Below are 20,122 nucleotides of genomic sequence, written 5' to 3'. Positions count from 1 at the left end.
AGGCCGGCAACGCGGCCGGCTGGAGGGAATCCGATGGGACGGACACTCGCAGAGAAGGTCTGGGACGACCACGTCGTGCGGCGCGCGGAGGGCGAACCCGACCTCCTCTTCATCGACCTGCACCTGCTCCACGAGGTCACCAGCCCGCAGGCCTTCGACGGGCTGCGACTGGCCGGCCGCACGGTCCGCCGCACCGATCTGACGATCGCCACCGAGGACCACAACACCCCCACCCTGGACATCGACAAGCCGATCGCCGACCCGGTCTCCAGGGTGCAGCTGGAGACCCTGCGCCGGAACGCCGCCGAGTTCGGCGTCCGGATCCACTCGCTCGGCGACGTCGAGCAGGGCGTCGTGCACGTCGTCGGCCCGCAGCTCGGCCTGACCCAGCCCGGCATGACCGTGGTCTGCGGTGACTCCCACACCTCGACCCACGGCGCTTTCGGCGCACTGGCGTTCGGCATCGGCACCAGCCAGGTCGAGCATGTGCTGGCCACCCAGACCCTGCCGCTGGCGCCGTTCCGGACGATGGCGATCACCGTCGAGGGCGAACTGCCCGAGGGCGTCACCGCCAAGGACCTGATCCTGGCCGTCATCACGAAGATCGGCACCGGCGGCGGCCAGGGCTACGTCCTGGAGTACCGCGGTTCGGCGATCCGGAGCCTGTCCATGGAGGCCCGGATGACCGTCTGCAACATGTCGATCGAGGCCGGCGCCCGGGCGGGCATGATCGCCCCGGACGAGACCACCTTCGCCTACCTCCAGGGCCGCCCGCACGCCCCGCAGGGCGAGGACTGGGACGCCGCCGTCGCGTACTGGAGGACCCTGGGCACCGACGAGGACGCGGTCTTCGACCACGAGATCTTCATCGACGCGAGCGAGCTGACCCCGTTCGTCACCTGGGGGACCAACCCGGGCCAGGGCGCCCCGCTGGGCGCCGAGGTGCCGGACCCGGCGTCCTTCGCCGACCCGCAGGAGCGCCTGGCCGCCGAGAACGCCCTGGCGTACATGGGCCTGGAGGCCGGCACCCCGCTGCGCGAGGTGAAGGTCGACGCCGTCTTCGTCGGCTCCTGCACCAACGGCCGGATCGAGGACCTGCGGGCCGCCGCGGCCGTCGTGGAGGGCCGCCGGGTCGCCGACGGCGTCCGGATGCTGGTGGTTCCCGGCTCCGTCCGGGTCGCCCTCCAGGCCGTCGAGGAGGGCCTGGACAAGGTGTTCACCGCTGCCGGTGCCGAGTGGCGCCACGCGGGCTGCTCGATGTGCCTGGGCATGAACCCCGACCAGCTCGCCCCGGGGGAGCGCTGCGCCTCCACCTCGAACCGCAACTTCGAGGGCCGGCAGGGCAAGGGCGGCCGTACCCACCTGGTCTCCCCGCAGGTCGCCGCCGCGACCGCCGTCCTGGGCCGTCTCGCCGCCCCCTCCGACCTGTCCGCCGACGTCGCTGCCGTGGAGGCCTGAGCCATGGAGAAGTTCACCACCCACACCGGCCGGGCCGTGCCGCTGCGCCGCAGCAACGTGGACACCGACCAGATCATCCCGGCCCACTGGCTCAAGAAGGTCACCCGATCCGGTTTCGAGGGCGGCCTGTTCGAGGCCTGGCGCAAGGACGAGTCGTTCATCCTCAACCGGCCCGAGCGGCAGGGCGCCACGGTCCTGGTGGCCGGCCCCGAGTTCGGCACCGGCTCCTCCCGGGAGCACGCCGTCTGGGCGCTCCAGAACTACGGCTTCCACGCGGTCGTCTCGTCGCGCTTCGCCGACATCTTCCGGGGCAACTCCCTGAAGAACGGCCTGCTGACGGTCGTCCTGCCGCAGGAGACCGTGGAACGGCTCTGGGCGCTCACGGAGAGTGACCCTTCGGCCGAGATCACCGTTGACCTGGAGGCGCGCGAAGTGCGTGCCGAGGGCGTCGTCGCGGCCTTCGAACTGGACGACAACGTCCGGTGGCGGCTGCTCAACGGCCTGGACGACATCAGCATCACCCTGCGGAACGAGGCCGACATCGCGGCCTTCGAGGAGACCCGTCCGGCCTTCAAGCCCCGTACTCTGCCGGTCGCCTGAGTTCCCCTCAGAACAAGCATTCTGACGATCCACCGGATGGCCCGTGCCCCCCTCGGGGGGGCCGGGCCATCCGTCGTTCCGGAGCACGAGTTAGCGCCGCGGCCCGCCCCGGATTGCCCATTTGGCTTTGCGGAAGAGGGGCCCGCGCAAGTACAACTGCGGGTAGATGGCACAATCAGTACATGCACCGGCACCATGAACCTCCGTACGCGGGCGGCGAACCCGCGGCTGAGGACTCCATGGGCCGGCCATCCGAACGCCGAATTGACGATCGGCCGGACGTCACCTCCGCACCAGCTGAGGGGCCGGACGACCAGGAAGTCGCAGCGCTCTACGCGCTTGTGGCCGAGCGGTTGAAGCAAGCTCACGCCCGCGTGCATGCGCTGAACGTGTCTGCCGATGCAAAGACCGCTCTCACCCGTCAACTCCTCATCGTCACCGAGGCCGCCAAGCGCGATCTTCCGGAGGCGGCAAGGCGGTTGAGTCGCTTTGTACATGACCTCGACGAGCGGCCCCCGCCGCTCGACTGAGGTCGCCGACGCGCAAATCCATTGCGACACTAGGGTGATTCGCGCGTTTGGTAATTGAAAGTCCGCAGATACATACCTAACGTGCGAAAAGAACGGATGGAATCATCCGGCGCCCGTTTCCGAAGGGGAAGACGTGAACAAGGCTCAGCTTGTCGAAGCGGTGGCCGAGCAGCTGGGCGGTCGCAAGGCTGCCGCAGAGGCCGTCGACGCAGTGCTCGACACCATGGTCCGTGCCGTTGTGGCCGGTGACCGGGTCTCGGTCACCGGGTTCGGCACCTTCGAGAAGGTGGAGCGCTCCGCGCGCTTCGCCCGCAACCCGCAGACCGGCGAGCGGGTCAAGGTCAAGAAGACCTCGGTCCCGCGCTTCCGTCCGGGTCAGGGCTTCAAGGACCTGGTCAGCGGCAGCAAGAAGCTGCCGAAGGAAGGCCCCTCGGTGAAGAAGGCCCCCAAGGGCTCCCTCACCCCGGGCAAGAGCGGCGTGGCCGCCACCCCGGCCGCCAAGCGTGCCGCCACCAAGCGTGCCGCCGCTGCTGCCGCCGCCGCCCCGGCCGCCAAGAAGGCCGCCGCCAAGAAGACGGCCACCACGGCCGCCGCCAAGAAGGCGACCACCACGGCCGCCGCCAAGAAGACCACGGCGACCGCCAAGAAGACCGCCGCGAAGACCACGGCCGTCAAGGCCACCGCCGCCAAGACCACGGCCGCGAAGACCACCGCCGCCAAGAAGACCACGGCGACCGCGACCAAGGCCGCCGCGACCAAGAAGACGGCCGCGGCGAAGAAGGCGACCACCACGGCCGCCGCCAAGAAGACCACGGCCACCGCCAAGAAGGCGACCGCCACGGCCAAGAAGACGGCGCCGGCGAAGAAGACCGCCACCCGCAAGACCACCGCGCGCAAGACCTCTGCCAAGTAAGTCCCGCGCGACCGTCCCAGGACGGCCTTCGGCTCAGAGCCGCGGCACCCCCTTCCGTGAATTCACGGAGACGGGTCGCCGCGGCTCTTTCGATTTCCGGGCGCTTAGTCAGGAATCGACGGCGTGCGGCGGCACGGGGAGTTCCGGGCGGTGCGGCGGGACGGTCCGCGGGCCGGTCCGGCCGGGCCCGGCGGCGCCGGACGGGGCCGTCAGCCCTCGGCGGGGTCCGGGAAGGTCTGGAGCGTCACGAAGACCACCCGGCGGGCCTCGCCGGTGCCCTCGGTGCGGATCCGCACCCGCTGGCCGGGGCGCAGCAGCCGCAGGCCGCCGGCGTCGAAGGCGGCCGCGTCGAACGGCACCGGGGTCCCGTCGTCGAGCAGCACGGAGCCGGCCCGGGTGGCGGGGTCGAAGGTGAACGAGGTGGCCTGCATGCGAGCAGCATAGCGAGCGGGCCGGCCCCGGCCCGGGAGCAGGTCGACGCCCGGGCCGGGACGCGCCGGGGCGGCTCCGGGCGGTGCCCGGGCGGCGGCCGGGAGGGCTCAGGAAAGGCTCAGCCGGGCGAACAACGCGCTGGTGTGCGGGCCGAGGCCGAGCGCCGCGGCCTCGCCGAGGTCCGTCCCGGTGTCCACGTCCCGGCGCACCGACTCCACGTCCGCGAGGCGCAGTTCGAGCGCCCCGCCGGCCGCGTGCCGGGCCCGTGAGCCGTCCCCGAAGGCGGGGGAGAGCGGACGGCCGGGGGCGCAGGCGAGCAGCGTGGTGCCGAGGCCGGGGGTGTCCGGCAGGAAGGCCCGGCCGTTGGCCGGCACCGCGCCCAGCACCCGGGCCAGTTCGGCCGGACGCAGCGCCGGGAGGTCCGCCGAGAGCACCGCCAGCGGGGCCCGCGGGGCCAGCGCCCGGGCGCTCTCGGCGCCGTGCGCCAGCGCCCGGTTGAGGCCTCCGTCGGGCTCGTCGGCGACCACCAGGGCGCCGAGCGCGGTCAGCCGGGCGCCGGCCGCGGCGTCGCGGGTGACCACCAGGACCCGGCCGACCCCGGGGGTGGCCAGGGCGGCGGTGACGGTGTCCAGGGCGAAGGACAGGGCCAGGTCGGCCCGGTGCGGTCCGGCGTACGGGGCCAGTCTGCTCTTCGCCATGGTGAGCGGCTTGAGCGGAAGCACCAGCGACCAGCCGGCGGTGGGTGCGGGGGGCGCGACGGCCCCGCTGGGGCGTACGGTGTCCTGGGTCATCGGCGTCATTCTGGCGCCGGTCCCGGAGCCCTCGCCAGGCCGTCCGAGCTGTGCGGACGTGCGTTTGATCACGCCCGCCGGGCGGGTTGGCGCGGTTGCTCGACAGCCGGTGATCGGGCGGGCGACACTGTTCCGCGCCCGTGGCCCGGGCACCGGTGGAATCGGTGCGCGGCACCGGGACACCATGACCGCGGTAATCCGTGCCGCATCGGATGAGAAGGAGCTGGGGTGGCCCGCCGCTCGTACGCCAAGTTCGGCAACGCCGACTACGGCATCTGGTACCGCTTCGCGGCCGTGCTGGTGAAGCCGGTGACGACCGCCCTGGTGAAGCCCGACTGGCGGGGCTGGGAGCACATTCCGAAGAACGGCGGCTTCATCGCCGCGGTGAACCACAATTCGATCATCGATCCGGTGATCTACGCGCACTGGCAGTACAACAGCGGACGTCCGCCGCGCATTCTCGGCAAGTCCTCGCTGTTCTCGATCCCCTTCATCGGATTCATGCTGCGCAAGACCGGTCAGATTCCGGTGTTCCGCGAGTCCACCGACGCCGCGCAGGCGTTCCGGGCCGCGATCGACGCGGTCAACAGCGGCCAGTGCGTGCAGTTCTACCCGGAGGGCACGCTCACCCGGGACCCGGACCTGTGGCCGATGACCGGCAAGAGCGGTGTCGCCCGGGTCGCGCTGATGACCGGTGCGCCGGTCATCCCGGTCGCGCACTGGGGCGCCCACGAGATCATCCCGCCGTACGGCCGGCCCGGTCTCGGGAAGGGCAGGTTCAACCTGTTCCCGCGGCACCGGGTCACCGTCGCGGCCGGGCCCGCGGTGGACCTGAGCAAGTACCGGGGGCAGGAGCTCACCGCCCAGGTGCTCGCCGACGCGACCGAGGACATCATGACCGCGATCACCGCCGTGCTGGCGGAGGTCCGCGGCGAGGAACCGCCCGCCGAGCGCTACGACATGCGCAGGGCCGCCCGGGATCGGGCCGCGGCGGCGCTGGCCGAGCGCCGGCGCGCCAAGGGCGAGCGGGGCAAGGGCACCGAGGAGGCCGGCAAGTGATCCGTTGCGCCGTGATGGGGACCGGCTCCTGGGGCACCGCGTTCGCGCTGGTGCTCGCCGACGCGGGCTGCGAGGTCGTGCTGTGGGCCCGCCGCCAGGAGCTGGTGGACGCCGTCAACTCCACCCACGAGAACCCGGACTACCTCCCGGGCGTCCGGCTGCCCGACACCGTGCGGGCGACCACCGACGCTGCCGAGGCGCTGGCCGGCGCCGACTTCGCGGTGCTCGTGGTGCCCTCGCAGACGCTGCGCGACAACCTGGCCGCCTGGACGCCGCTGATCGAGCCGCAGACCGTGCTGGTGAGCCTGATGAAGGGCATCGAACTCGGCACCGCCAAGCGGATGAGCGAGGTGATCGACGAGGTCACCGGGGTCGGCCCGGAGCGCGTCGCGGTGGTCAGCGGGCCCAACCTGGCCAAGGAGATCGCCAACCGGCAGCCCGCGGCCAGCGTGGTCGCCTGCTCCGACGAGGCGGTCGCCAAGCGGCTCCAGGCGGCCTGCCACACGCCGTACTTCCGGCCGTACACCAACACCGACGTGGTGGGCTGCGAACTCGGCGGCGCGGTCAAGAACGTGATCGGCCTGGCGGTCGGCATGGCGGCCGGCATGGGGCTCGGGGACAACACCAAGGCGACCCTGATCACCCGCGGGCTGGCCGAGACCACCCGGCTCGGCGAGGTGCTGGGCGCGGACCCGCACACCTTCGCCGGACTCGCCGGGATGGGCGACCTGGTGGCCACCTGCTCCTCGCCGCTGTCGCGCAACAACACCTTCGGCATGAACCTGGGCCGGGGCATGTCGCTCGCGGAGACCATCGCGGCCACCCGGCAGACCGCCGAGGGCGTCAAGTCCTGCGAGTCGGTCCTGGATCTGGCCCGGCGCAACGGGGTCGACATGCCGATCGTCGAGGCCGTGGTGGACGTGGTGCACAACGGGCGGCCGACCCAGGAGGCGCTGCAGACCCTGATGTCGCGTTCGGCGAAGGCCGAGCGGCGCTGAGTCCGGCGGGCCGCGGCCCCGGGGCCGCGGCGCCCGCCCGGTCCCCGCGGGACCGCCGACTCCGCGGTGGCGCCTGCCTTCCGGCAGGGGCTCGCACGGTAGTCTCAAACCCGATATGAGCATCGAACAGTCCTCCCCGAACCGGCCCGACCGGAAGCCGCGCGTCGCGCTGGTCTTCGGCGGGCGCAGCTCCGAGCACGCGATCTCGGTCTCCACCGCGGGCAGTGTGCTCAGGGCGATCGACCGCGACAAGTACGACGTGCTGCCGATCGGCATCACGCACGAGGGCCGCTGGGCGCTGACCAGCGACGAGCCGGCCCGGATGGCCATCACCGACGGGCGGCTGCCGGACGTGGCGCACGTCGCCGAGGGCGTCGACGGCCAGGTCGCGCTGCCGGTCGCCCCGGGCAGCCGCGAGGTGGTCCTGACCGAGCCGGGCAGCGCCCCCAAGGCCCTCGGCGAGGTCGACGTGGTGTTCCCGCTGCTGCACGGTCCGTGGGGCGAGGACGGCACGCTCCAGGGCCTGCTGGAGCTCTCCGGCGTCCCGTACGTCGGCAACGGCGTGCTGGCGAGCGCGGCCGGCATGGACAAGGAGTTCGCCAAGCGGATCCTGGCCTCGCACGGTCTGAACGTCGGCCGCTACACCATCGTGCGGCCGCGCGACTGGGAGTCCGAGGCGGGCCGCGCGGCGGTGCGCGAGCGGGCCGCCGAGCTGGGTCTGCCGCTGTTCGTGAAGCCCTGCCGGGCCGGCTCCAGCATCGGCATCACCAAGGTGAAGGACCTGGCCGACCTCGACGCCGCGATCGAGGAGGCCCGCCGGCACGACCCCAAGCTCATCATCGAGGCCGGCGTGACCGGCCGCGAGATCGAGTGCGGCGTGCTGGAGTTCGAGGACGGCCCGCGGGCCAGCGTGGCCGGCGAGATCCTGGTCGGCGAGGGCTTCGACTTCTACGACTTCGAGGCCAAGTACATCGACTCCTCGGACGTGAAGATCCCGGCGGACCTGACCGCCGAGGAGCTCGCCGAGATCCGGCGCCAGGCGGTCGAGGCCTTCGAGGCGCTCGGCTGCGAGGGCCTGGCCCGGGTGGACTTCTTCCTGCTGGAGGACGGCACCTGGATGATCAACGAGATCAACACCATGCCCGGCTTCACCCCGATCTCGGCCTACCCGAAGATGTGGGAGGCCAGCGGGGTCGCGTACCCGGAGCTGATCGACCGGCTGCTCGGGACAGCGCTGCGCCGCTCGACCGGGCTGCGCTAGCGGGTCCTGCCGCGGAGGGCGGGCCGGGGAGCTCCCGGCCCGCCCTCGGTGCGTCCCCCCGGGGCGCGGCTCCCGCCGCCGGGCTCAGCCCGGGACGTTGGCCTTGACCGCGCCGGTCAGGGCGGCCGCCGGGTCGAAGGGGTTCTGCGCGGCCCCGGCCGGGACGGTCACCTCGACGTAGGCGGCGCGCATGGTCGTCACGAAGCGGTAGCCGCCGTCGGCGAGCTTCTGCGACCACCAGGTGACGCCGTCGACGCTCGGGGACCAGTCCGCGGCGTGGTCGCCGTCCAGCTCCTCCGGCCGGTCGATGCCGCAGCGCAGCACCGTCCGGGGGGAATCGCCCCAGGCGGCCACGTACGGGGAGGCGGGCGACGGGTCGTTGCGGGCGTGCCCGAGCAGGTCGGCCGGCAGCGCGGCGGCCAGCGACCGGCAGTACCCGGCCGCCCGGCCGCCCGGTTGCGGGACCTCGACCTTCGGGTCGGCCGGCCCCCAGCTGCCGACCAGCGCCACGACGGTGCAGGTCAGGGCGACGGGCAGGGCCAGCCAGCGGACCGGGGCCGGCAGGGCGGTCAGCGCCTCGGGGACGCGGAGTTCTCTGGCCACCCGCCGATGGTAACCGGGGCCCGGGTGGCCGGACGTGCCGGTGCGCCGGGCCACCGGGGCCCGGGCGCACCGGTGCACGGGCCTACAGGTGCACCACCGGGCAGGTGAGGGTGCGGGTGATGCCCTCGACCTTCTGGACCCGGGCCACCACCAGCCGGCCCAGTTCGTCCACCGTCTCGGCCTCGGCCTTGACGATCACGTCGTAGGGGCCGGTGACGTCCTCGGCGGTGAGTACGCCGGGGACCTCGGCGATGGTCCGGGCCACGGCGGTGGCCTTGCCAACCTCGGTCTGGATCAGGATGTATGCCTGTACCACGGGGACCTCCCGGCGGCCGGTTGAGGGGGGATCGCCGCCGTGATCGCCCGGTCAGGCGCATGGGTGGGTGGGCTCACCGGCAGTCTGATCACCACGCTACCTCGCAGCGGGCCGGGGAGGGGAGACCCCGAGGCCCCGGAAGGGCGTACGCTGCGCGCGGGGGAGCGCGACGGGGGCCGAAGACGGATGGAAACGCGAGAGGACGGCAGATGCAGGGGACCGTGGGCGAGCTCGGCGAGTTCGGCCTCATCAGGGAGCTGACCGCCCGGGTACCGCTCACCGACGCGGTCGACCTCGGCCCGGGTGACGACGCCGCGGTGGTACGGGCTCCGGACGGCCGGGTGGTGGCGACCACGGACGTCCTGATCGAGAACCGGCACTTCCGCCGGGACTGGTCCACCGCCTACGACGTGGGCCGCAAGGCCGCCGCCCAGAACCTCGCCGACGTGGCCGCGATGGGGGCGGTGCCGACCGCCATACTGCTCGGCCTGGTCACTCCAGCGGACCTGCCGACCACCTGGGCCACCGAGTTGATGGACGGGCTGCGCGACGAGTGCCAGGTGGCCGGGGCGACGGTGGTCGGCGGTGACGTGGTGCGCGGCGACACCGTCATGCTGGCCATCACGGCGCTCGGGGACCTCCAAGGGCGTGCGGCGGTGACCCGCTCCGGTGCGCAGGTCGGCGACGTGGTCGCGGTGACCGGCTGGCTCGGCTGGTCGGCCGCCGGCCTGACCGTGCTCCAGCGCGGCTTCCGCTCCCCGCGGGCCTTCGTCGAGGCGCACCGCCGGCCCGAACCGCCGTACCACGCGGGCCCGGCGGCGGCCGAGCTGGGCGCGACCTCGATGATCGACGTGAGCGACGGGCTGGTCGCCGACCTCGGCCACGTGGCCCGGGCCAGCGAAGTGGACATCGACCTGAAGGCCGCCGACTTCGACGTCCCGGCGCAGATGGCCGACATCGGCCAGGCGGTCGGCGTGGACCCGTTGGTCTGGGTGCTCTCCGGCGGCGAGGACCACGCGATCGTGGCCACCTTCCCGCGCGGGGTCCAACTCCCGGCCCGCTGGCGGGTGGTGGGCGAGGTGACCGGCCGCCCGACGGGCAGCCGCAGCGGCCGGGTCACGGTGGACGGCGCCCCCTGGGACCGGGTGGGCGGCTGGGACCACTTCGCCGAGTAGGGCCCGCCCCCGGATCGCGTCGGCCCCGCCGGGGACCCGGGAGGCGGGGCCCCGGCGGGCGGTCCGCGCCGATCCCCGTACGGCGGGCGGCGCGTGACGCTCCGGTGCGCTGGGAACGGGTGTCGAGGGTGCGTTGTGCGTAGGCTTGCGACACCCCAGCCCACCCGCCCGGCGCGGGTGGCCCGACCCACTGCGAGCGGGAGCACACCAGACATGCGCATCGGTGTACTGACCAGCGGCGGCGACTGCCCCGGCCTCAACGCGGTGATCCGCTCGGTGGTGCACCGGGGCACCGACGTCCACGGGCACGAGATCGTCGGCATCCTGGACGGCTTCCTCGGACTGATCGAGGGCCGCACCAGGACGGTCTCGCACGACGACGTCACCGGCCTGCTCACCCTCGGCGGCACCATCCTGGGCTCGGCCCGGGTGCGGCGGGACCGGATCGCCTGGGCGGTCGAGAACGCCAAGACGCTGGCCCGGGAGATCGGCATCGACGCGCTGATCGCGATCGGCGGGGAGGGCACGCTGACCGCCGCCAAGCTGTTCAGCGACGCCGGACTGCCCGTGGTCGGGGTGCCGAAGACCATCGACAACGACATCGACGCCACCGACGTGACCTTCGGCTTCGACACCGCCGTGCACGTCGCGACCGAGGCGATCGACCGGCTGAAGACCACCGCCGAGTCCCACCAGCGCGTCATGGTCGTCGAGTTGATGGGCCGGCACACCGGCTGGATCACCCTCACCGCGGGCATGGCGGGCGGTGCGCACGGCATCCTGATCCCGGAGAAGCCCTTCGACATCGAGGCGGTGGCCCGGATAATCGAGGACCGCTTCGCGCGCGGCAAGAAGTTCGCCATCATCGCCGTCGCCGAGGGCGCCTCCCCGCTGCCCGGCACCATGCGCTTCGACCACGGCGAGGTCGACCAGTACGGCCACCGGACCTTCGGCGGGATCGGCAACCGGCTCGCCCACGAGCTGGAGAACCTGCTCGGCAAGGAGGCCCGCCCGGTCATCCTCGGCCACGTCCAGCGCGGCGGCACCCCGACCGCCCGGGACCGGGTGCTCGCCACCCGGTTCGGCTGGCACGCGGTGGAGGCCGTCCAGCAGGGGGCGTTCGGACACTTCACCGCGCTGCGCCGGACCGGCATCGAGCTGCTGCCGATCGGCGACGCGGTGACCAGGCTGAAGACGGTGCCGAAGGACCGCTGGGCGGAGTCCGAGGCGGTGCTCTGAGAGCGCGCCGGTAGGTTGGGGCCCATGGCCCTCCCGTCTCCCACCCCCGCCCCCGGCCGAAGCGCTTCGCACGGCCCCTCCGACGCCACCGCCCGCCCCGCGCCTCCCCGGGTGCTCACCGTCGCCGGCTCCGACTCCGGCGGCGGCGCCGGAATCCAGGCCGACCTCAAGGCGATGCTCGCCCTCGGCGTCCACGGCATGAGCGTGATCACCGCCGTCACCGCGCAGAACTCGCTCGGCGTCCAGGGCTACTGGGAGCTGCCCGCGGAAGCCGTCCGGGCGCAGTTCCGCAGCGTGGTGGACGACATCGGGGTGCAGGCCGTGAAGACCGGCATGCTCGCCTCGGTCGAACTCGTCGAGACCGTCGCCGAGCTGCTGGCCGGGGTGGACGCCCCGGTGGTGGTCGACCCGGTCGGGGTCTCCAAGCACGGGGACGCGCTGCTGGTCGCCGAGGCCGTCGCCACCGTCCGCGAGAAGCTGCTGCCGGTCGCCACCCTGGCCACCCCCAACCTGCACGAGGTGACCCAGCTCACCGGGCTGACCGTCGAGGACGAGTCGCAGATGCTGGACGCCGCCAGGGCGCTGGTCGACCTCGGGCCGCGCTGGGCGCTGGTCAAGGGCGGCCACCTGCCGGGCGAGGCCGCCGACCTGCTGTACGGCGGACCGGACGAGGTGCACTGGTTCCGGGCACCCCGCTACGACAACCGGCACACCCACGGCACCGGCTGCACCCTGGCCAGCGCGATCGCGGCCGGACTGGCCAAGGGCGAGCCGCTGCCGCGGGCGGTGGCCTCGGCCAAGGAGTACATCACCGGCGCGATCGCCGGGGGCTTCGCCCTGGGCGCCGGCATCGGCCCGGTCGACCACGCCTGGCGCTGGCGCTGAGGACCCCGGAAGACGACAGTGGGCGGGCTCCTGGGGGGAGTCCGCCCACTGTCGGTGGGTCCGGAAAACGGCAGAGCCGGCCACGGAAACAGTGAAGCCGGCTCATCCGAGGATGAACCGGCTCACTGGAGGACCGGCTTGCCGGTCTGCGCGTCAGCGCGAGACCTTACCGGCCTTGATGCACGAGGTGCAGACGTTGAGCCGCTTCGGCGTCCGCCCAATCACAGCGCGCACCGTCTGGATGTTGGGGTTCCAACGACGGGGGGTACGGCGGTGAGAGTGGGAGATGCTGTTGCCGAAGCCCGGCCCCTTGCCGCAGACGTCGCAGTTGGCAGCCACAGGAGTCACTCCAAGACTTCAGATCAGATACTTTCGAAAACCCCGCTCGACCACCAGAACACTCGCGTGGACCAGACCGGACGAGGGGGTGAGCCTGGACGGTTCCAGGCAACCGGAAGAGCATACAACGCTTGCTTCCGTCCCACGAAACTACCATGACCGGCCGAGTGATCGCTCCGGTCGTCGGCCCGGACGGCCCCGCCCGCCCCCCGATAACCTGCCGGTATCACCCCTCGCCGCCGCCCCTCGGGCCACCGCGGCGTCCCATCCGGAGGAGACCTGGTGCTGCACACGCTCGACGCCCCGGCCGTGCGCACCTGGTGCCAGCTCGCCCTGCGGGCGCTCGGTCAGGCCCGCGAGGAGATCGACGCGCTCAACGTCTACCCCGTCCCGGACGGCGACACCGGCACCAACCTCTATCTGACCGTCGAGTCCGCCGCCGCCGAGGTGGAGAGCCGCTTCGCCGACCCCGCCGTCGGGACGGCCCCCGGGCTGGCCGACACGGTCCGGGCGATGGCCCGCGGCGCGCTGGTCGGCGCCCGCGGGAACTCCGGGGTGATCCTCGCCCAGTGGCTGCGCGGGACCGCCGAGACGCTCGCCGAGGGCGGCGGCGCCGACCAGCTGCGGGCCGCCCTGCAACGGGCCGCCGACTCCGCGTACCAGGCCGTCGCGGAGCCCGTCGAGGGGACCCTGCTGACCGTCGCCCGGGTCGCCGCCCGGGAGGCGACCCGGGCCGGGGACGGGCTCGCGCAGGTCGCCGACACCGCCCACCGGGCCGCCCGGGACGCACTGCGGCACACCCCCGAGCAGCTCGCCGTGCTGGCCGAGAACGGGGTCGTGGACGCCGGCGGGCGCGGCCTGGTGGCCGTCCTCGGCGCGCTCGCCGACGCCGTCGCCGGGCAGCAGCCGATGGGGCCGGTCGCGCTGCGCGGGGACGTCCGGGCCGTCGAGAGCTGCGAGACGCACCTGCGGCCGCCCGGCCCCGGCCACCCCGCCTTCGAGGTCATCTACCTGCTGGACGCCCCCGACGAGGCGCTGCCCGCGCTGCGCGAGCGGCTCGGCGAGCTCGGCGACTCGCTGGTGGTCGGCGGCGGCGACGGCCTGTGGAACGTGCACGTCCACGTGGACGACGCGGGCGCCGCCGTGGAGGCCGGCGTCGGGGCCGGGCGCCCGCACCAGATCCGGATCACCCACTTCGCCGAGGCCGCCGCCCGCTCCGGCACCGCCGCGGAGCCCGGCGAGCGCGAGGAGCGGGCCCGGGCGGTGCTCTCGGTGGTCTCCGGCGAGGGCCTGGCCGAGCTCTGCGAACAGGCCGGCGCCGTCGTCCTGCACGCCGACCCGGACCGCCCGCCGGCCAGCGCCGAACTCGCCGCCGCGGTGCGCCGCTCGGCCGCCCGCGAGGTCGTCCTGCTGCTGAACGACCCGGAGCTGCGCGCCGCCGCCGGGGCCGCCGCCGACCAGCTGCGCGAGGAGGGGGTGCGGATCGCCGTCCTGCCCACCCGTTCGCCGGTGCAGGGACTGGCGGCGCTCGCGGTGCACGAGGGCGGCCGCCGCTTCGACGAGGACGTGGTCGCCATGACCTCCGCCGCCGGGGCCACCCGGTACGCGGAACTGGCCGTCGCCGAGGGGGAGTCCTGGACGATGGCCGGCGTCTGCCAGGCCGGGGACGTGCTCGGGCTGATCGACGGCGACGTCGCGGTGATCGGTGCCGGGCTGGCCGAGGTCGGCGAGAGCGTGCTGGACCGGATGCTCGGGGCGGGCGGCGAACTCGTCACCCTGATCCTCGGCGAGGGCACCGAGGAGGCGCTCGCCGAGCGGCTGGTCGCCCACGTGCGGCACCGCCGGCCCGAGGTGGACGCGGTGGTCTTCCACGGGGGGCAGGAACCGGCGCCGCTGCTCATCGGGGTGGAGTAGCCGCCGTTCTGTCCGCCCCTTGGTGTAAACAGGGGCCTGATGGGCGCTCTCGATGAACCACTGACCAAGCTCGTCGGCGACCGCACCGCGAAGGTGCTCGCCGACAGTCTCAAGCTGCGCACGGTCGGGGACCTGCTGCACCACTACCCGCGCCGCTACGTCGAACGCGGCCAGCTCACCAGCCTGGACGAGCTGGAGGTCGACGAGCACGTCACCGTGCTGGCCCGGATCGAGAAGGTCACCCTGATCCCGTTCCGCGGCCGCAAGGGCGACCGGCTGGAGGTCGTGGTCACCGACGGCCGCAGCCGGCTCTCGCTGGTCTTCTTCAACCAGGGCTGGCGGCAGAAGGAGCTCAAGGCCGGCGCCCAGGGCCTGTTCGCCGGAAAGGTCGGGGTCTTCAACCGGACCCGCCAGCTGGTCTCGCCGGACTACCAGCTGCTCGACGAGGACACCGGGTCGGACGCCGCGCGGCAGTTCGCCGGCCGGCTCATCCCGGTGTACGGCGCCAGCGCGCAGATGCCCAGCTGGAAGCTGTCGATCTGCATCGAGACCGCGCTCACCAAGCACCTCGGCGACGTCGGCGAGCCGCTGCCCGCCGAACTGCGCGAGCGGCACGACCTGATCCCGCTGCCCGAGGCGCTGGAACTGATCCACCGCCCGCGCGGCCACGCCGACCGCGAGCGGGCCCAGAGCCGGCTGCGCTGGGACGAGGCCTTCGTGCTCCAGGTCGCCCTCGCGCAGCGCCGGGCCGCCGACTCCGCCCTGCCCGCCAAGCCGCGCCGGGCCCGCGAGGGCGGCCTGCTGGACGCCTTCGACGCCCGGCTGCCGTTCACCCTCACCGAGGGCCAGCGGTCCGTCTGCGCCGAGATCGCCGCCGACCTCGCCACCGACCACCCGATGCACCGGCTGCTCCAGGGCGAGGTCGGCTCCGGGAAGACCCTGGTCGCGCTGCGCGCCATGCTGGCCGTGGTGGACGCGGGCGGCCAGGCGGTGCTGCTGGCGCCCACCGAGGTGCTCGCCCAGCAGCACCACCGCTCGATCGTCGAGATGATGGGGGACCTCGCCGAGGGCGGCATGCTCGGCGGCTCCGACCTCGGCACCCGGGTGGTGCTGCTGACCGGCTCGATGGGTGTCCCCGCCCGCCGGCAGGCGCTGCTCGACATGGCCTGCGGGGACGCCGGGATCGCCATCGGCACCCACGCGCTGATCGAGGACAAGGTGCAGTTCCAGGACCTCGGCCTGGTCGTGGTGGACGAGCAGCACCGCTTCGGCGTCGAGCAGCGGGACGCGCTGCGCGCCAAGGGCGAGCAGCCGCCGCACCTGCTGGTGATGACGGCCACCCCGATCCCTCGCACCGTCGCGATGACGGTCTTCGGGGACCTGGAGACCTCCGTCCTGGACCAGCTGCCGGCCGGCCGCTCGCCGATCTCCACCCATGTCGTCCCGGCGCTGGAGAAGCCCAACTTCCTCACCCGGGCCTGGGAGCGGGTCCGCGAGGAGGTCGCCAAGGGCCACCAGGCGTACGTGGTCTGTCCCCGGATCGGGGACGAGGAGCCGGCGGCGGGCCCGGGGAAGAAGCGCCGCAAGGCCGCCGTGGAGGACTTCGAGGAGGTCGGCGACGAGAGCGGTGACGAGGGCGCGGCGAGCGACGAACGGCGGCCCCCGCTCTCGGTGGTGGAGACGGCCGAGAAGCTGGCGAAGGGCCCGCTGAGCGGCCTGCGGGTGGAGATCCTGCACGGCCGGCTCGCGCCCGAGGCCAAGGACGAGGTGATGCGCCGGTTCACGGCCGGCGAGGTGGACGTGCTGGTCGCCACCACGGTGATCGAGGTCGGCGTCAACGTCCCCAACTCCACCGCGATGGTCATCATGGACGCCGACCGCTTCGGCGTCTCCCAGCTCCACCAGCTGCGCGGCCGGGTCGGCCGCGGCAGCGCGGCGGGCCTGTGCCTGCTGGTCAGCGACATGCCCGGGGGCAGCGCCGCGCGGGCCCGGCTGGACGCGGTGGCGGGCACCCTGGACGGCTTCGAGCTGTCCCGGATCGACCTCGAACAGCGCCGCGAGGGCGACGTGCTGGGCCAGGCCCAGTCCGGGGTGAAGTCCTCGCTCAAGGTGCTCTCGGTGCTGGAGGACGAGGAGGTCATCCTCACCGCCCGCACCGAGGCCACCCGGCTGGTCGCCGAGGACCCGAACCTGGCCGCCCACCCGGAGCTGCGCACCGCGCTGGAGAGCCTGCTCGACGAGGACCGCGCGGCCTACATGGAGAAGGGCTGACCGGCCCTTCGGGGGTCGGATTGTCAGACCCCCGGGAGAGAATGGAGTTGTTCAGGACGCACCTCCAAGGTGCGTACCTGGCACGACACTTGGGGGTCATGCCATGGCATTCCGTCATCTCAACGAGCTCCCGCTGGGCGACAAGGTCTTCCGGATCGAACTCGCCAGCGACGACGACCGCGAGGTCACCCTCACCCTGACCGGCTGGCGCGAGGGGGCGGCCGCCGCACCGCTCGCCTCGGGCAAGCTCCGCCTGCCGGTCGAGGACGTCGCCTCGCTGCGGATCGCGCTCAACCGCGCGCTGCGGGCGCTGGCGATCGTCGCCGACGTCTCCGAGCCCATCCCCGACCGCGACGTGCTGCGCGAGCTGTACCCCGGCCACGGCGCCCCCTGGGTGCCGCAGCACGAGGAGGAACTGGTCCGGCGCTTCCACGACGGCGAGACCATCGCCCGGGTCGCCGCCCGGTTCGGCCGCACGCCCGACTCCGTCCGGACCAAGCTGCGCGAGCTCGGGCACGACCCGCGCCGCCCCGAGTTCTGCCCGCCCGACGGCTGCCTGTCCTGGTCCCGCTACGCCTCGCCGGCCCTGCTCGGCGCGGCCCTGCCGCCCCAGGCGGCGGGCTCCGAGGCGAGCTGACCCGTACTCCCCGCAGGCCCTGCCGGTAAGCCCGGCGGGGCCTGCGCCGTATAGCGTGGTCGGGCAGCGACGAAAGGACCTCCCACCACCATGACCCGCGTGATCGCCGGGGCGGCCGGCGGCCGCCGACTGGCCGTACCGCCCGGCCGGGGCACCCGCCCGACCTCCGACAAGGCCCGCGAGGCGATGTTCTCCACCCTGGAGGCGCTGCGCGGCACCCTGCAGGGGATCCGGATGCTGGACCTGTTCGGCGGATCGGGCGCGGTCGGACTGGAGGCGCTGTCGCGCGGCGCCGAGCACGTCCTGCTGGTCGAGGCGGACGGCCAGGCGGCCCGGGTGATCCGGGAGAACGTCCGGACGATCGGCCTGCCCGGGGCCGAGGTGCGGGCCGCCAGGGCGGAGAAGGTGATCGCCGGCCCGCCCCCGCAGAGCCCGTACGACCTGGTCTTCCTCGACCCGCCGTACGTGGTGACGGACGAGGAGGTCCGCGAGATGCTGATCACACTCCTGGCCGGGGGCTGGCTCGCGGACGACGCACTCGTCACCGTGGAGCGCAGCACCCGCGGCGGTGGGTTCGACTGGCCCGGGGGTTTCGAGGAACTGCGCTCCCGCCGCTACGGCGAGGGCACGCTCTGGTACGGTCGCGCCGCCGCCGCGGCCGGTGAGCAGAAGTAGCGGGCCGCGGCCCGCAGCAGCCGTCACCCCACGAGGGAGCACACACGCCATGCGCCGAGCCGTCTGTCCTGGTTCGTTCGACCCGATCACCAACGGTCACCTCGACATCATCGGGCGGGCCTCGAAGCTGTACGACGTGGTGCATGTCGCGGTCCTGATCAACCGGAACAAGCAGGGCATGTTCACCGTCGAGGAGCGGATCGGCCTGATCGAGGAGGTCACCGCCGGCTTCGGGAACCTGGTGGTCGAGTCGCACCACGGCCTGCTGGTGGACTTCTGCCGGGACCGCGGCATCCCCGCGATCATCAAGGGCCTGCGCGCGGTCAGCGATTTCGACTACGAGCTCCAGATGGCCCAGATGAACCACGGCCTGACCGGGGTGGAGACGCTGTTCGTGCCGACCTCGCCGACGTACAGCTTCCTCTCCTCGACGCTGGTCAAGGAGGTCGCCTCGTACGGCGGCGACGTCTCGCACCTGCTGCCGGAGACGGTGCACCGCCGGCTGGTGGAGCGGATCGCGGAGCGCAAGGCCGAGCAGTAGGCGCCGCCTGTCCGCTTCTGCCGGTTCGTCATGGATTGTCCCGAGGGCGGCAGACCGGTTCGGCGCAGGCGTTGTGACCCCGCCCGGCAGGGGCCGTACAGTCTGTACTCCTGCCCCGCGGTGAGGTTCACCGCGTCGGGCCTGCCTCCGCCGGACCGTCGGCGGCACACGGAAAGACGAAGCCCCGTGGACGTGCAGAACAAGGTCGACGAGATCGTGGCGGCGGTCGAGAACGCCCGCTCGATGCCGATGTCGGCCTCCTGCGTGGTGAACCGGGCCGAGCTGATCGGCCTGCTCAACAACCTCAGGTCGGCCCTGCCCGCCGAACTCGCCCAGGCCCAGTCGGTGATGGCCGACCACGAGCAGGTGGTGGCGGGTGCCCAGGCCCAGGCCGAGCGGATCATCCAGGGCGCGCACGCCGAGCGCGGCTCGCTGATCTCGGACACCGAGGTGGTCCGCCAGGCCCAGGCCCAGGCCGACCGGATCCTCGCCGAGGCGCGCGCCGAGGTCGACGCCAAGCGGGCCGAGGCCGACGACTACGTGGACAGCAAGCTCGCCAACTTCGAGGTCGTGCTGACCAAGACGCTCGGCGCGGTCGGCCGCGGCCGCACCAAGCTGCGCGGCGACTCCAGCGTCTTCGAGACCGAGTCCGAGGGCGAGGGCGACGGCGAGGAGTTCCGCCCGCAGCGGATCAGCCCGAGCCCCGAGGTGGACGAGTACGTCGATGTGAAGCTCGCCACCCTGGAGAACGTGCTCGGCGCCACCCTGGAGGCGGTCGGCAAGGGCCGGGACAAGCTGCTCGGCAAGCGGCCCATCGACGAGCTGGGCGCCTACCTGGCCGCCGCCGACCAGGCCCAGGAGGCCAAGGAGCGGGCCGAGGCGGTGGCGGCGGGCTTCGCCCACGACCCCGACGGCGGGGACATCGCCTGGTACCGCGAGGACGTCCCGCAGCAGCAGACCTGGCCGGAGCAGACCCCGGCCGCGGCCGGCTGGCAGGCCCCCGGCACCGACCAGTACGCGGCCGCCCAGCAGCCCGGCGGGCAGTACGCCGAGGTGTACGGCGGCGGCTACGACCCGGCCGGCCAGGGCGACCCGTACAACGCCCAGTGGGGCGGGCAGCAGGACGGCTACCAGCAGCAGGGCTACCCGGACCAGCAGCAGGGTGGCTACGGATATCCCCAGCAGCAGGGCTACCCCGCGCAGTCGTACGAGGGCTACACCTACCCCCAGCCGCCGGCCACCCCGCCGGCCGTGCCGCACCAGCAGCAGGGCCAGCAGCAGGGCCAGGGCCAGGCGCAGGGGCAGGGTCTGGACGAGACCAGCTTCTTCGACACCAGCATGATCGACATGACCAGGCTGCGGGAGCTCGGCGGCCGCTGAACCGGCCCCGGCATGGCCGCGGGGGAGTCTCCCGACGGGACCGAAGTTGGGCCTGACGGGAGACTCCGGTAGTCTGACCACTCCGGCCTCCCCATGTCCGGCCGT

At 73.3% G+C, this 20,122-nt stretch carries 21 protein-coding genes; 16 read left to right on the top strand and 5 right to left on the bottom strand.

Features of this window, described 5'->3' with window-relative positions:
- The first annotated feature begins 33 nt into the window (after positions 1-33).
- The 4 genes from leuC (at position 34) to ACFVUY_RS37795 (ending at position 3,501) form a co-directional block, all read left to right on the top strand.
- On the top strand, positions 34-1,458 hold the full coding sequence (gene leuC, locus ACFVUY_RS37810; protein WP_359900530.1) for a 3-isopropylmalate dehydratase large subunit: 1,425 nt from the start codon (positions 34-36) through the stop codon (positions 1,456-1,458).
- Positions 1,459-1,461: 3 nt separating this feature from the next.
- Positions 1,462-2,058, top strand: a complete 597-nt coding sequence (gene leuD / locus ACFVUY_RS37805; protein WP_359900532.1) for a 3-isopropylmalate dehydratase small subunit — start codon at positions 1,462-1,464, stop codon at positions 2,056-2,058.
- Between the two features lie 182 nt (positions 2,059-2,240).
- On the top strand, positions 2,241-2,588 hold the full coding sequence (locus ACFVUY_RS37800) for a hypothetical protein (protein WP_380354200.1): 348 nt from the start codon (positions 2,241-2,243) through the stop codon (positions 2,586-2,588).
- A 133-nt stretch (positions 2,589-2,721) separates the two neighbouring features.
- Positions 2,722-3,501: an HU family DNA-binding protein gene (locus ACFVUY_RS37795; RefSeq protein ID WP_387693648.1), complete on the top strand. Its 780-nt coding sequence runs from the start codon at positions 2,722-2,724 to the stop codon at positions 3,499-3,501.
- 209 nt (positions 3,502-3,710) lie between these two features.
- Here the strand turns inward: ACFVUY_RS37795 and ACFVUY_RS37790 are convergent, their stop codons facing one another.
- Positions 3,711-3,932 carry a hypothetical protein gene (locus ACFVUY_RS37790; RefSeq protein ID WP_359900536.1) on the bottom strand — a complete coding sequence of 74 codons (222 nt, stop codon included), beginning with the start codon at positions 3,930-3,932 and terminating at the stop codon, positions 3,711-3,713.
- Positions 3,933-4,040: 108 nt separating this feature from the next.
- Positions 4,041-4,724: a 2-phospho-L-lactate guanylyltransferase gene (gene cofC, locus ACFVUY_RS37785; protein WP_387736634.1), complete on the bottom strand. Its 684-nt coding sequence runs from the start codon at positions 4,722-4,724 to the stop codon at positions 4,041-4,043.
- Positions 4,725-4,952: 228 nt separating this feature from the next.
- Between cofC and ACFVUY_RS37780 the strand changes: the two genes are divergently transcribed.
- The 3 genes from ACFVUY_RS37780 to ACFVUY_RS37770 all read left to right on the top strand — a co-directional run bounded on the left by ACFVUY_RS37780 (position 4,953) and on the right by ACFVUY_RS37770 (position 8,042).
- On the top strand, positions 4,953-5,783 hold the full coding sequence (locus ACFVUY_RS37780; RefSeq protein ID WP_380543456.1) for a lysophospholipid acyltransferase family protein: 831 nt from the start codon (positions 4,953-4,955) through the stop codon (positions 5,781-5,783).
- Between the two features lie 14 nt (positions 5,784-5,797).
- Positions 5,798-6,781, top strand: a complete 984-nt coding sequence (locus ACFVUY_RS37775) for an NAD(P)H-dependent glycerol-3-phosphate dehydrogenase (RefSeq protein WP_359900678.1) — start codon at positions 5,798-5,800, stop codon at positions 6,779-6,781.
- 115 nt (positions 6,782-6,896) lie between these two features.
- On the top strand, positions 6,897-8,042 hold the full coding sequence (locus ACFVUY_RS37770; RefSeq protein ID WP_387693650.1) for a D-alanine--D-alanine ligase family protein: 1,146 nt from the start codon (positions 6,897-6,899) through the stop codon (positions 8,040-8,042).
- Between the two features lie 84 nt (positions 8,043-8,126).
- Here the strand turns inward: ACFVUY_RS37770 and ACFVUY_RS37765 are convergent, their stop codons facing one another.
- Together ACFVUY_RS37765 and ACFVUY_RS37760 are read right to left on the bottom strand one after the other, a co-directional pair.
- Positions 8,127-8,645 (bottom strand): DUF3515 family protein, encoded by a 519-nt coding sequence (locus ACFVUY_RS37765; RefSeq protein ID WP_359900543.1) that lies wholly within the window; start codon positions 8,643-8,645, stop codon positions 8,127-8,129.
- Between the two features lie 82 nt (positions 8,646-8,727).
- On the bottom strand, positions 8,728-8,961 hold the full coding sequence (locus ACFVUY_RS37760) for an Lrp/AsnC ligand binding domain-containing protein (protein WP_359900545.1): 234 nt from the start codon (positions 8,959-8,961) through the stop codon (positions 8,728-8,730).
- 209 nt (positions 8,962-9,170) lie between these two features.
- Here ACFVUY_RS37760 and ACFVUY_RS37755 point away from each other — a divergent pair, with 209 nt between their 5' ends.
- The 3 genes from ACFVUY_RS37755 (at position 9,171) to thiD (ending at position 12,260) form a co-directional block, all read left to right on the top strand.
- Complete coding sequence (locus ACFVUY_RS37755) at positions 9,171-10,136, top strand: thiamine-phosphate kinase (protein WP_359900547.1); 966 nt, start codon at positions 9,171-9,173, stop codon at positions 10,134-10,136.
- A 213-nt stretch (positions 10,137-10,349) separates the two neighbouring features.
- Complete coding sequence (locus ACFVUY_RS37750) at positions 10,350-11,375, top strand: ATP-dependent 6-phosphofructokinase (protein WP_359900549.1); 1,026 nt, start codon at positions 10,350-10,352, stop codon at positions 11,373-11,375.
- A 24-nt stretch (positions 11,376-11,399) separates the two neighbouring features.
- Positions 11,400-12,260 (top strand): bifunctional hydroxymethylpyrimidine kinase/phosphomethylpyrimidine kinase, encoded by an 861-nt coding sequence (gene thiD, locus ACFVUY_RS37745; protein WP_387693651.1) that lies wholly within the window; start codon positions 11,400-11,402, stop codon positions 12,258-12,260.
- A gap of 153 nt (positions 12,261-12,413) precedes the next feature.
- On the opposite strand, the gene rpmB is transcribed toward thiD, so the two are convergent.
- The gene (gene rpmB / locus ACFVUY_RS37740; protein WP_014138233.1) at positions 12,414-12,599 is read right to left on the bottom strand and encodes a 50S ribosomal protein L28; all 186 of its coding nucleotides are present in this window, start codon (positions 12,597-12,599) and stop codon (positions 12,414-12,416) included.
- A gap of 282 nt (positions 12,600-12,881) precedes the next feature.
- Here rpmB and ACFVUY_RS37735 point away from each other — a divergent pair, with 282 nt between their 5' ends.
- The 6 genes from ACFVUY_RS37735 (at position 12,882) to ACFVUY_RS37710 (ending at position 20,017) form a co-directional block, all read left to right on the top strand.
- Complete coding sequence (locus ACFVUY_RS37735) at positions 12,882-14,513, top strand: DAK2 domain-containing protein (RefSeq protein WP_387736633.1); 1,632 nt, start codon at positions 12,882-12,884, stop codon at positions 14,511-14,513.
- A gap of 39 nt (positions 14,514-14,552) precedes the next feature.
- On the top strand, positions 14,553-16,784 hold the full coding sequence (recG, locus tag ACFVUY_RS37730; RefSeq protein ID WP_387736632.1) for an ATP-dependent DNA helicase RecG: 2,232 nt from the start codon (positions 14,553-14,555) through the stop codon (positions 16,782-16,784).
- Between the two features lie 103 nt (positions 16,785-16,887).
- The gene (locus tag ACFVUY_RS37725; protein ID WP_387693654.1) at positions 16,888-17,421 is read left to right on the top strand and encodes a hypothetical protein; all 534 of its coding nucleotides are present in this window, start codon (positions 16,888-16,890) and stop codon (positions 17,419-17,421) included.
- 90 nt (positions 17,422-17,511) lie between these two features.
- Positions 17,512-18,096: a 16S rRNA (guanine(966)-N(2))-methyltransferase RsmD gene (rsmD, locus tag ACFVUY_RS37720; RefSeq protein WP_387693655.1), complete on the top strand. Its 585-nt coding sequence runs from the start codon at positions 17,512-17,514 to the stop codon at positions 18,094-18,096.
- A 49-nt stretch (positions 18,097-18,145) separates the two neighbouring features.
- Complete coding sequence (gene coaD / locus ACFVUY_RS37715) at positions 18,146-18,637, top strand: pantetheine-phosphate adenylyltransferase (protein WP_387693656.1); 492 nt, start codon at positions 18,146-18,148, stop codon at positions 18,635-18,637.
- Positions 18,638-18,823: 186 nt separating this feature from the next.
- Positions 18,824-20,017 carry an ATP synthase F0 subunit B gene (locus ACFVUY_RS37710; RefSeq protein WP_387736631.1) on the top strand — a complete coding sequence of 398 codons (1,194 nt, stop codon included), beginning with the start codon at positions 18,824-18,826 and terminating at the stop codon, positions 20,015-20,017.
- Positions 20,018-20,122 lie beyond the last annotated feature (105 nt).

The organism is Kitasatospora sp. NPDC058063, from assembly GCF_042885395.1.
In the GTDB taxonomy this organism is placed as follows: domain Bacteria; phylum Actinomycetota; class Actinomycetes; order Streptomycetales; family Streptomycetaceae; genus Kitasatospora; species Kitasatospora lactacystinica.
Note: the sequence above shows the minus strand (reverse complement) of the source record. Positions and strands in the feature narration are given on the sequence as shown.

What these genes read in the sequence shown, in the direction of transcription:
- rsmD (WP_387693655.1), top strand. Translation starts at nt 17,512, where the DNA reads ATGACCCGCGTGATCGCCGGGGCGGCCGGCGGCCGCCGACTGGCCGTA.
- cofC (WP_387736634.1), bottom strand. Translation starts at nt 4,724, where the DNA reads ATGACCCAGGACACCGTACGCCCCAGCGGGGCCGTCGCGCCCCCCGCA.
- leuD (WP_359900532.1), top strand. Translation starts at nt 1,462, where the DNA reads ATGGAGAAGTTCACCACCCACACCGGCCGGGCCGTGCCGCTGCGCCGC.
- coaD (WP_387693656.1), top strand. Translation starts at nt 18,146, where the DNA reads ATGCGCCGAGCCGTCTGTCCTGGTTCGTTCGACCCGATCACCAACGGT.
- recG (WP_387736632.1), top strand. Translation starts at nt 14,553, where the DNA reads ATGGGCGCTCTCGATGAACCACTGACCAAGCTCGTCGGCGACCGCACC.
- leuC (WP_359900530.1), top strand. Translation starts at nt 34, where the DNA reads ATGGGACGGACACTCGCAGAGAAGGTCTGGGACGACCACGTCGTGCGG.
- ACFVUY_RS37755 (WP_359900547.1), top strand. Translation starts at nt 9,171, where the DNA reads ATGCAGGGGACCGTGGGCGAGCTCGGCGAGTTCGGCCTCATCAGGGAG.
- thiD (WP_387693651.1), top strand. Translation starts at nt 11,400, where the DNA reads ATGGCCCTCCCGTCTCCCACCCCCGCCCCCGGCCGAAGCGCTTCGCAC.
- ACFVUY_RS37775 (WP_359900678.1), top strand. Translation starts at nt 5,798, where the DNA reads ATGGGGACCGGCTCCTGGGGCACCGCGTTCGCGCTGGTGCTCGCCGAC.
- ACFVUY_RS37725 (WP_387693654.1), top strand. Translation starts at nt 16,888, where the DNA reads ATGGCATTCCGTCATCTCAACGAGCTCCCGCTGGGCGACAAGGTCTTC.
- ACFVUY_RS37790 (WP_359900536.1), bottom strand. Translation starts at nt 3,932, where the DNA reads ATGCAGGCCACCTCGTTCACCTTCGACCCCGCCACCCGGGCCGGCTCC.
- ACFVUY_RS37770 (WP_387693650.1), top strand. Translation starts at nt 6,897, where the DNA reads ATGAGCATCGAACAGTCCTCCCCGAACCGGCCCGACCGGAAGCCGCGC.
- ACFVUY_RS37750 (WP_359900549.1), top strand. Translation starts at nt 10,350, where the DNA reads ATGCGCATCGGTGTACTGACCAGCGGCGGCGACTGCCCCGGCCTCAAC.
- ACFVUY_RS37800 (WP_380354200.1), top strand. Translation starts at nt 2,241, where the DNA reads ATGCACCGGCACCATGAACCTCCGTACGCGGGCGGCGAACCCGCGGCT.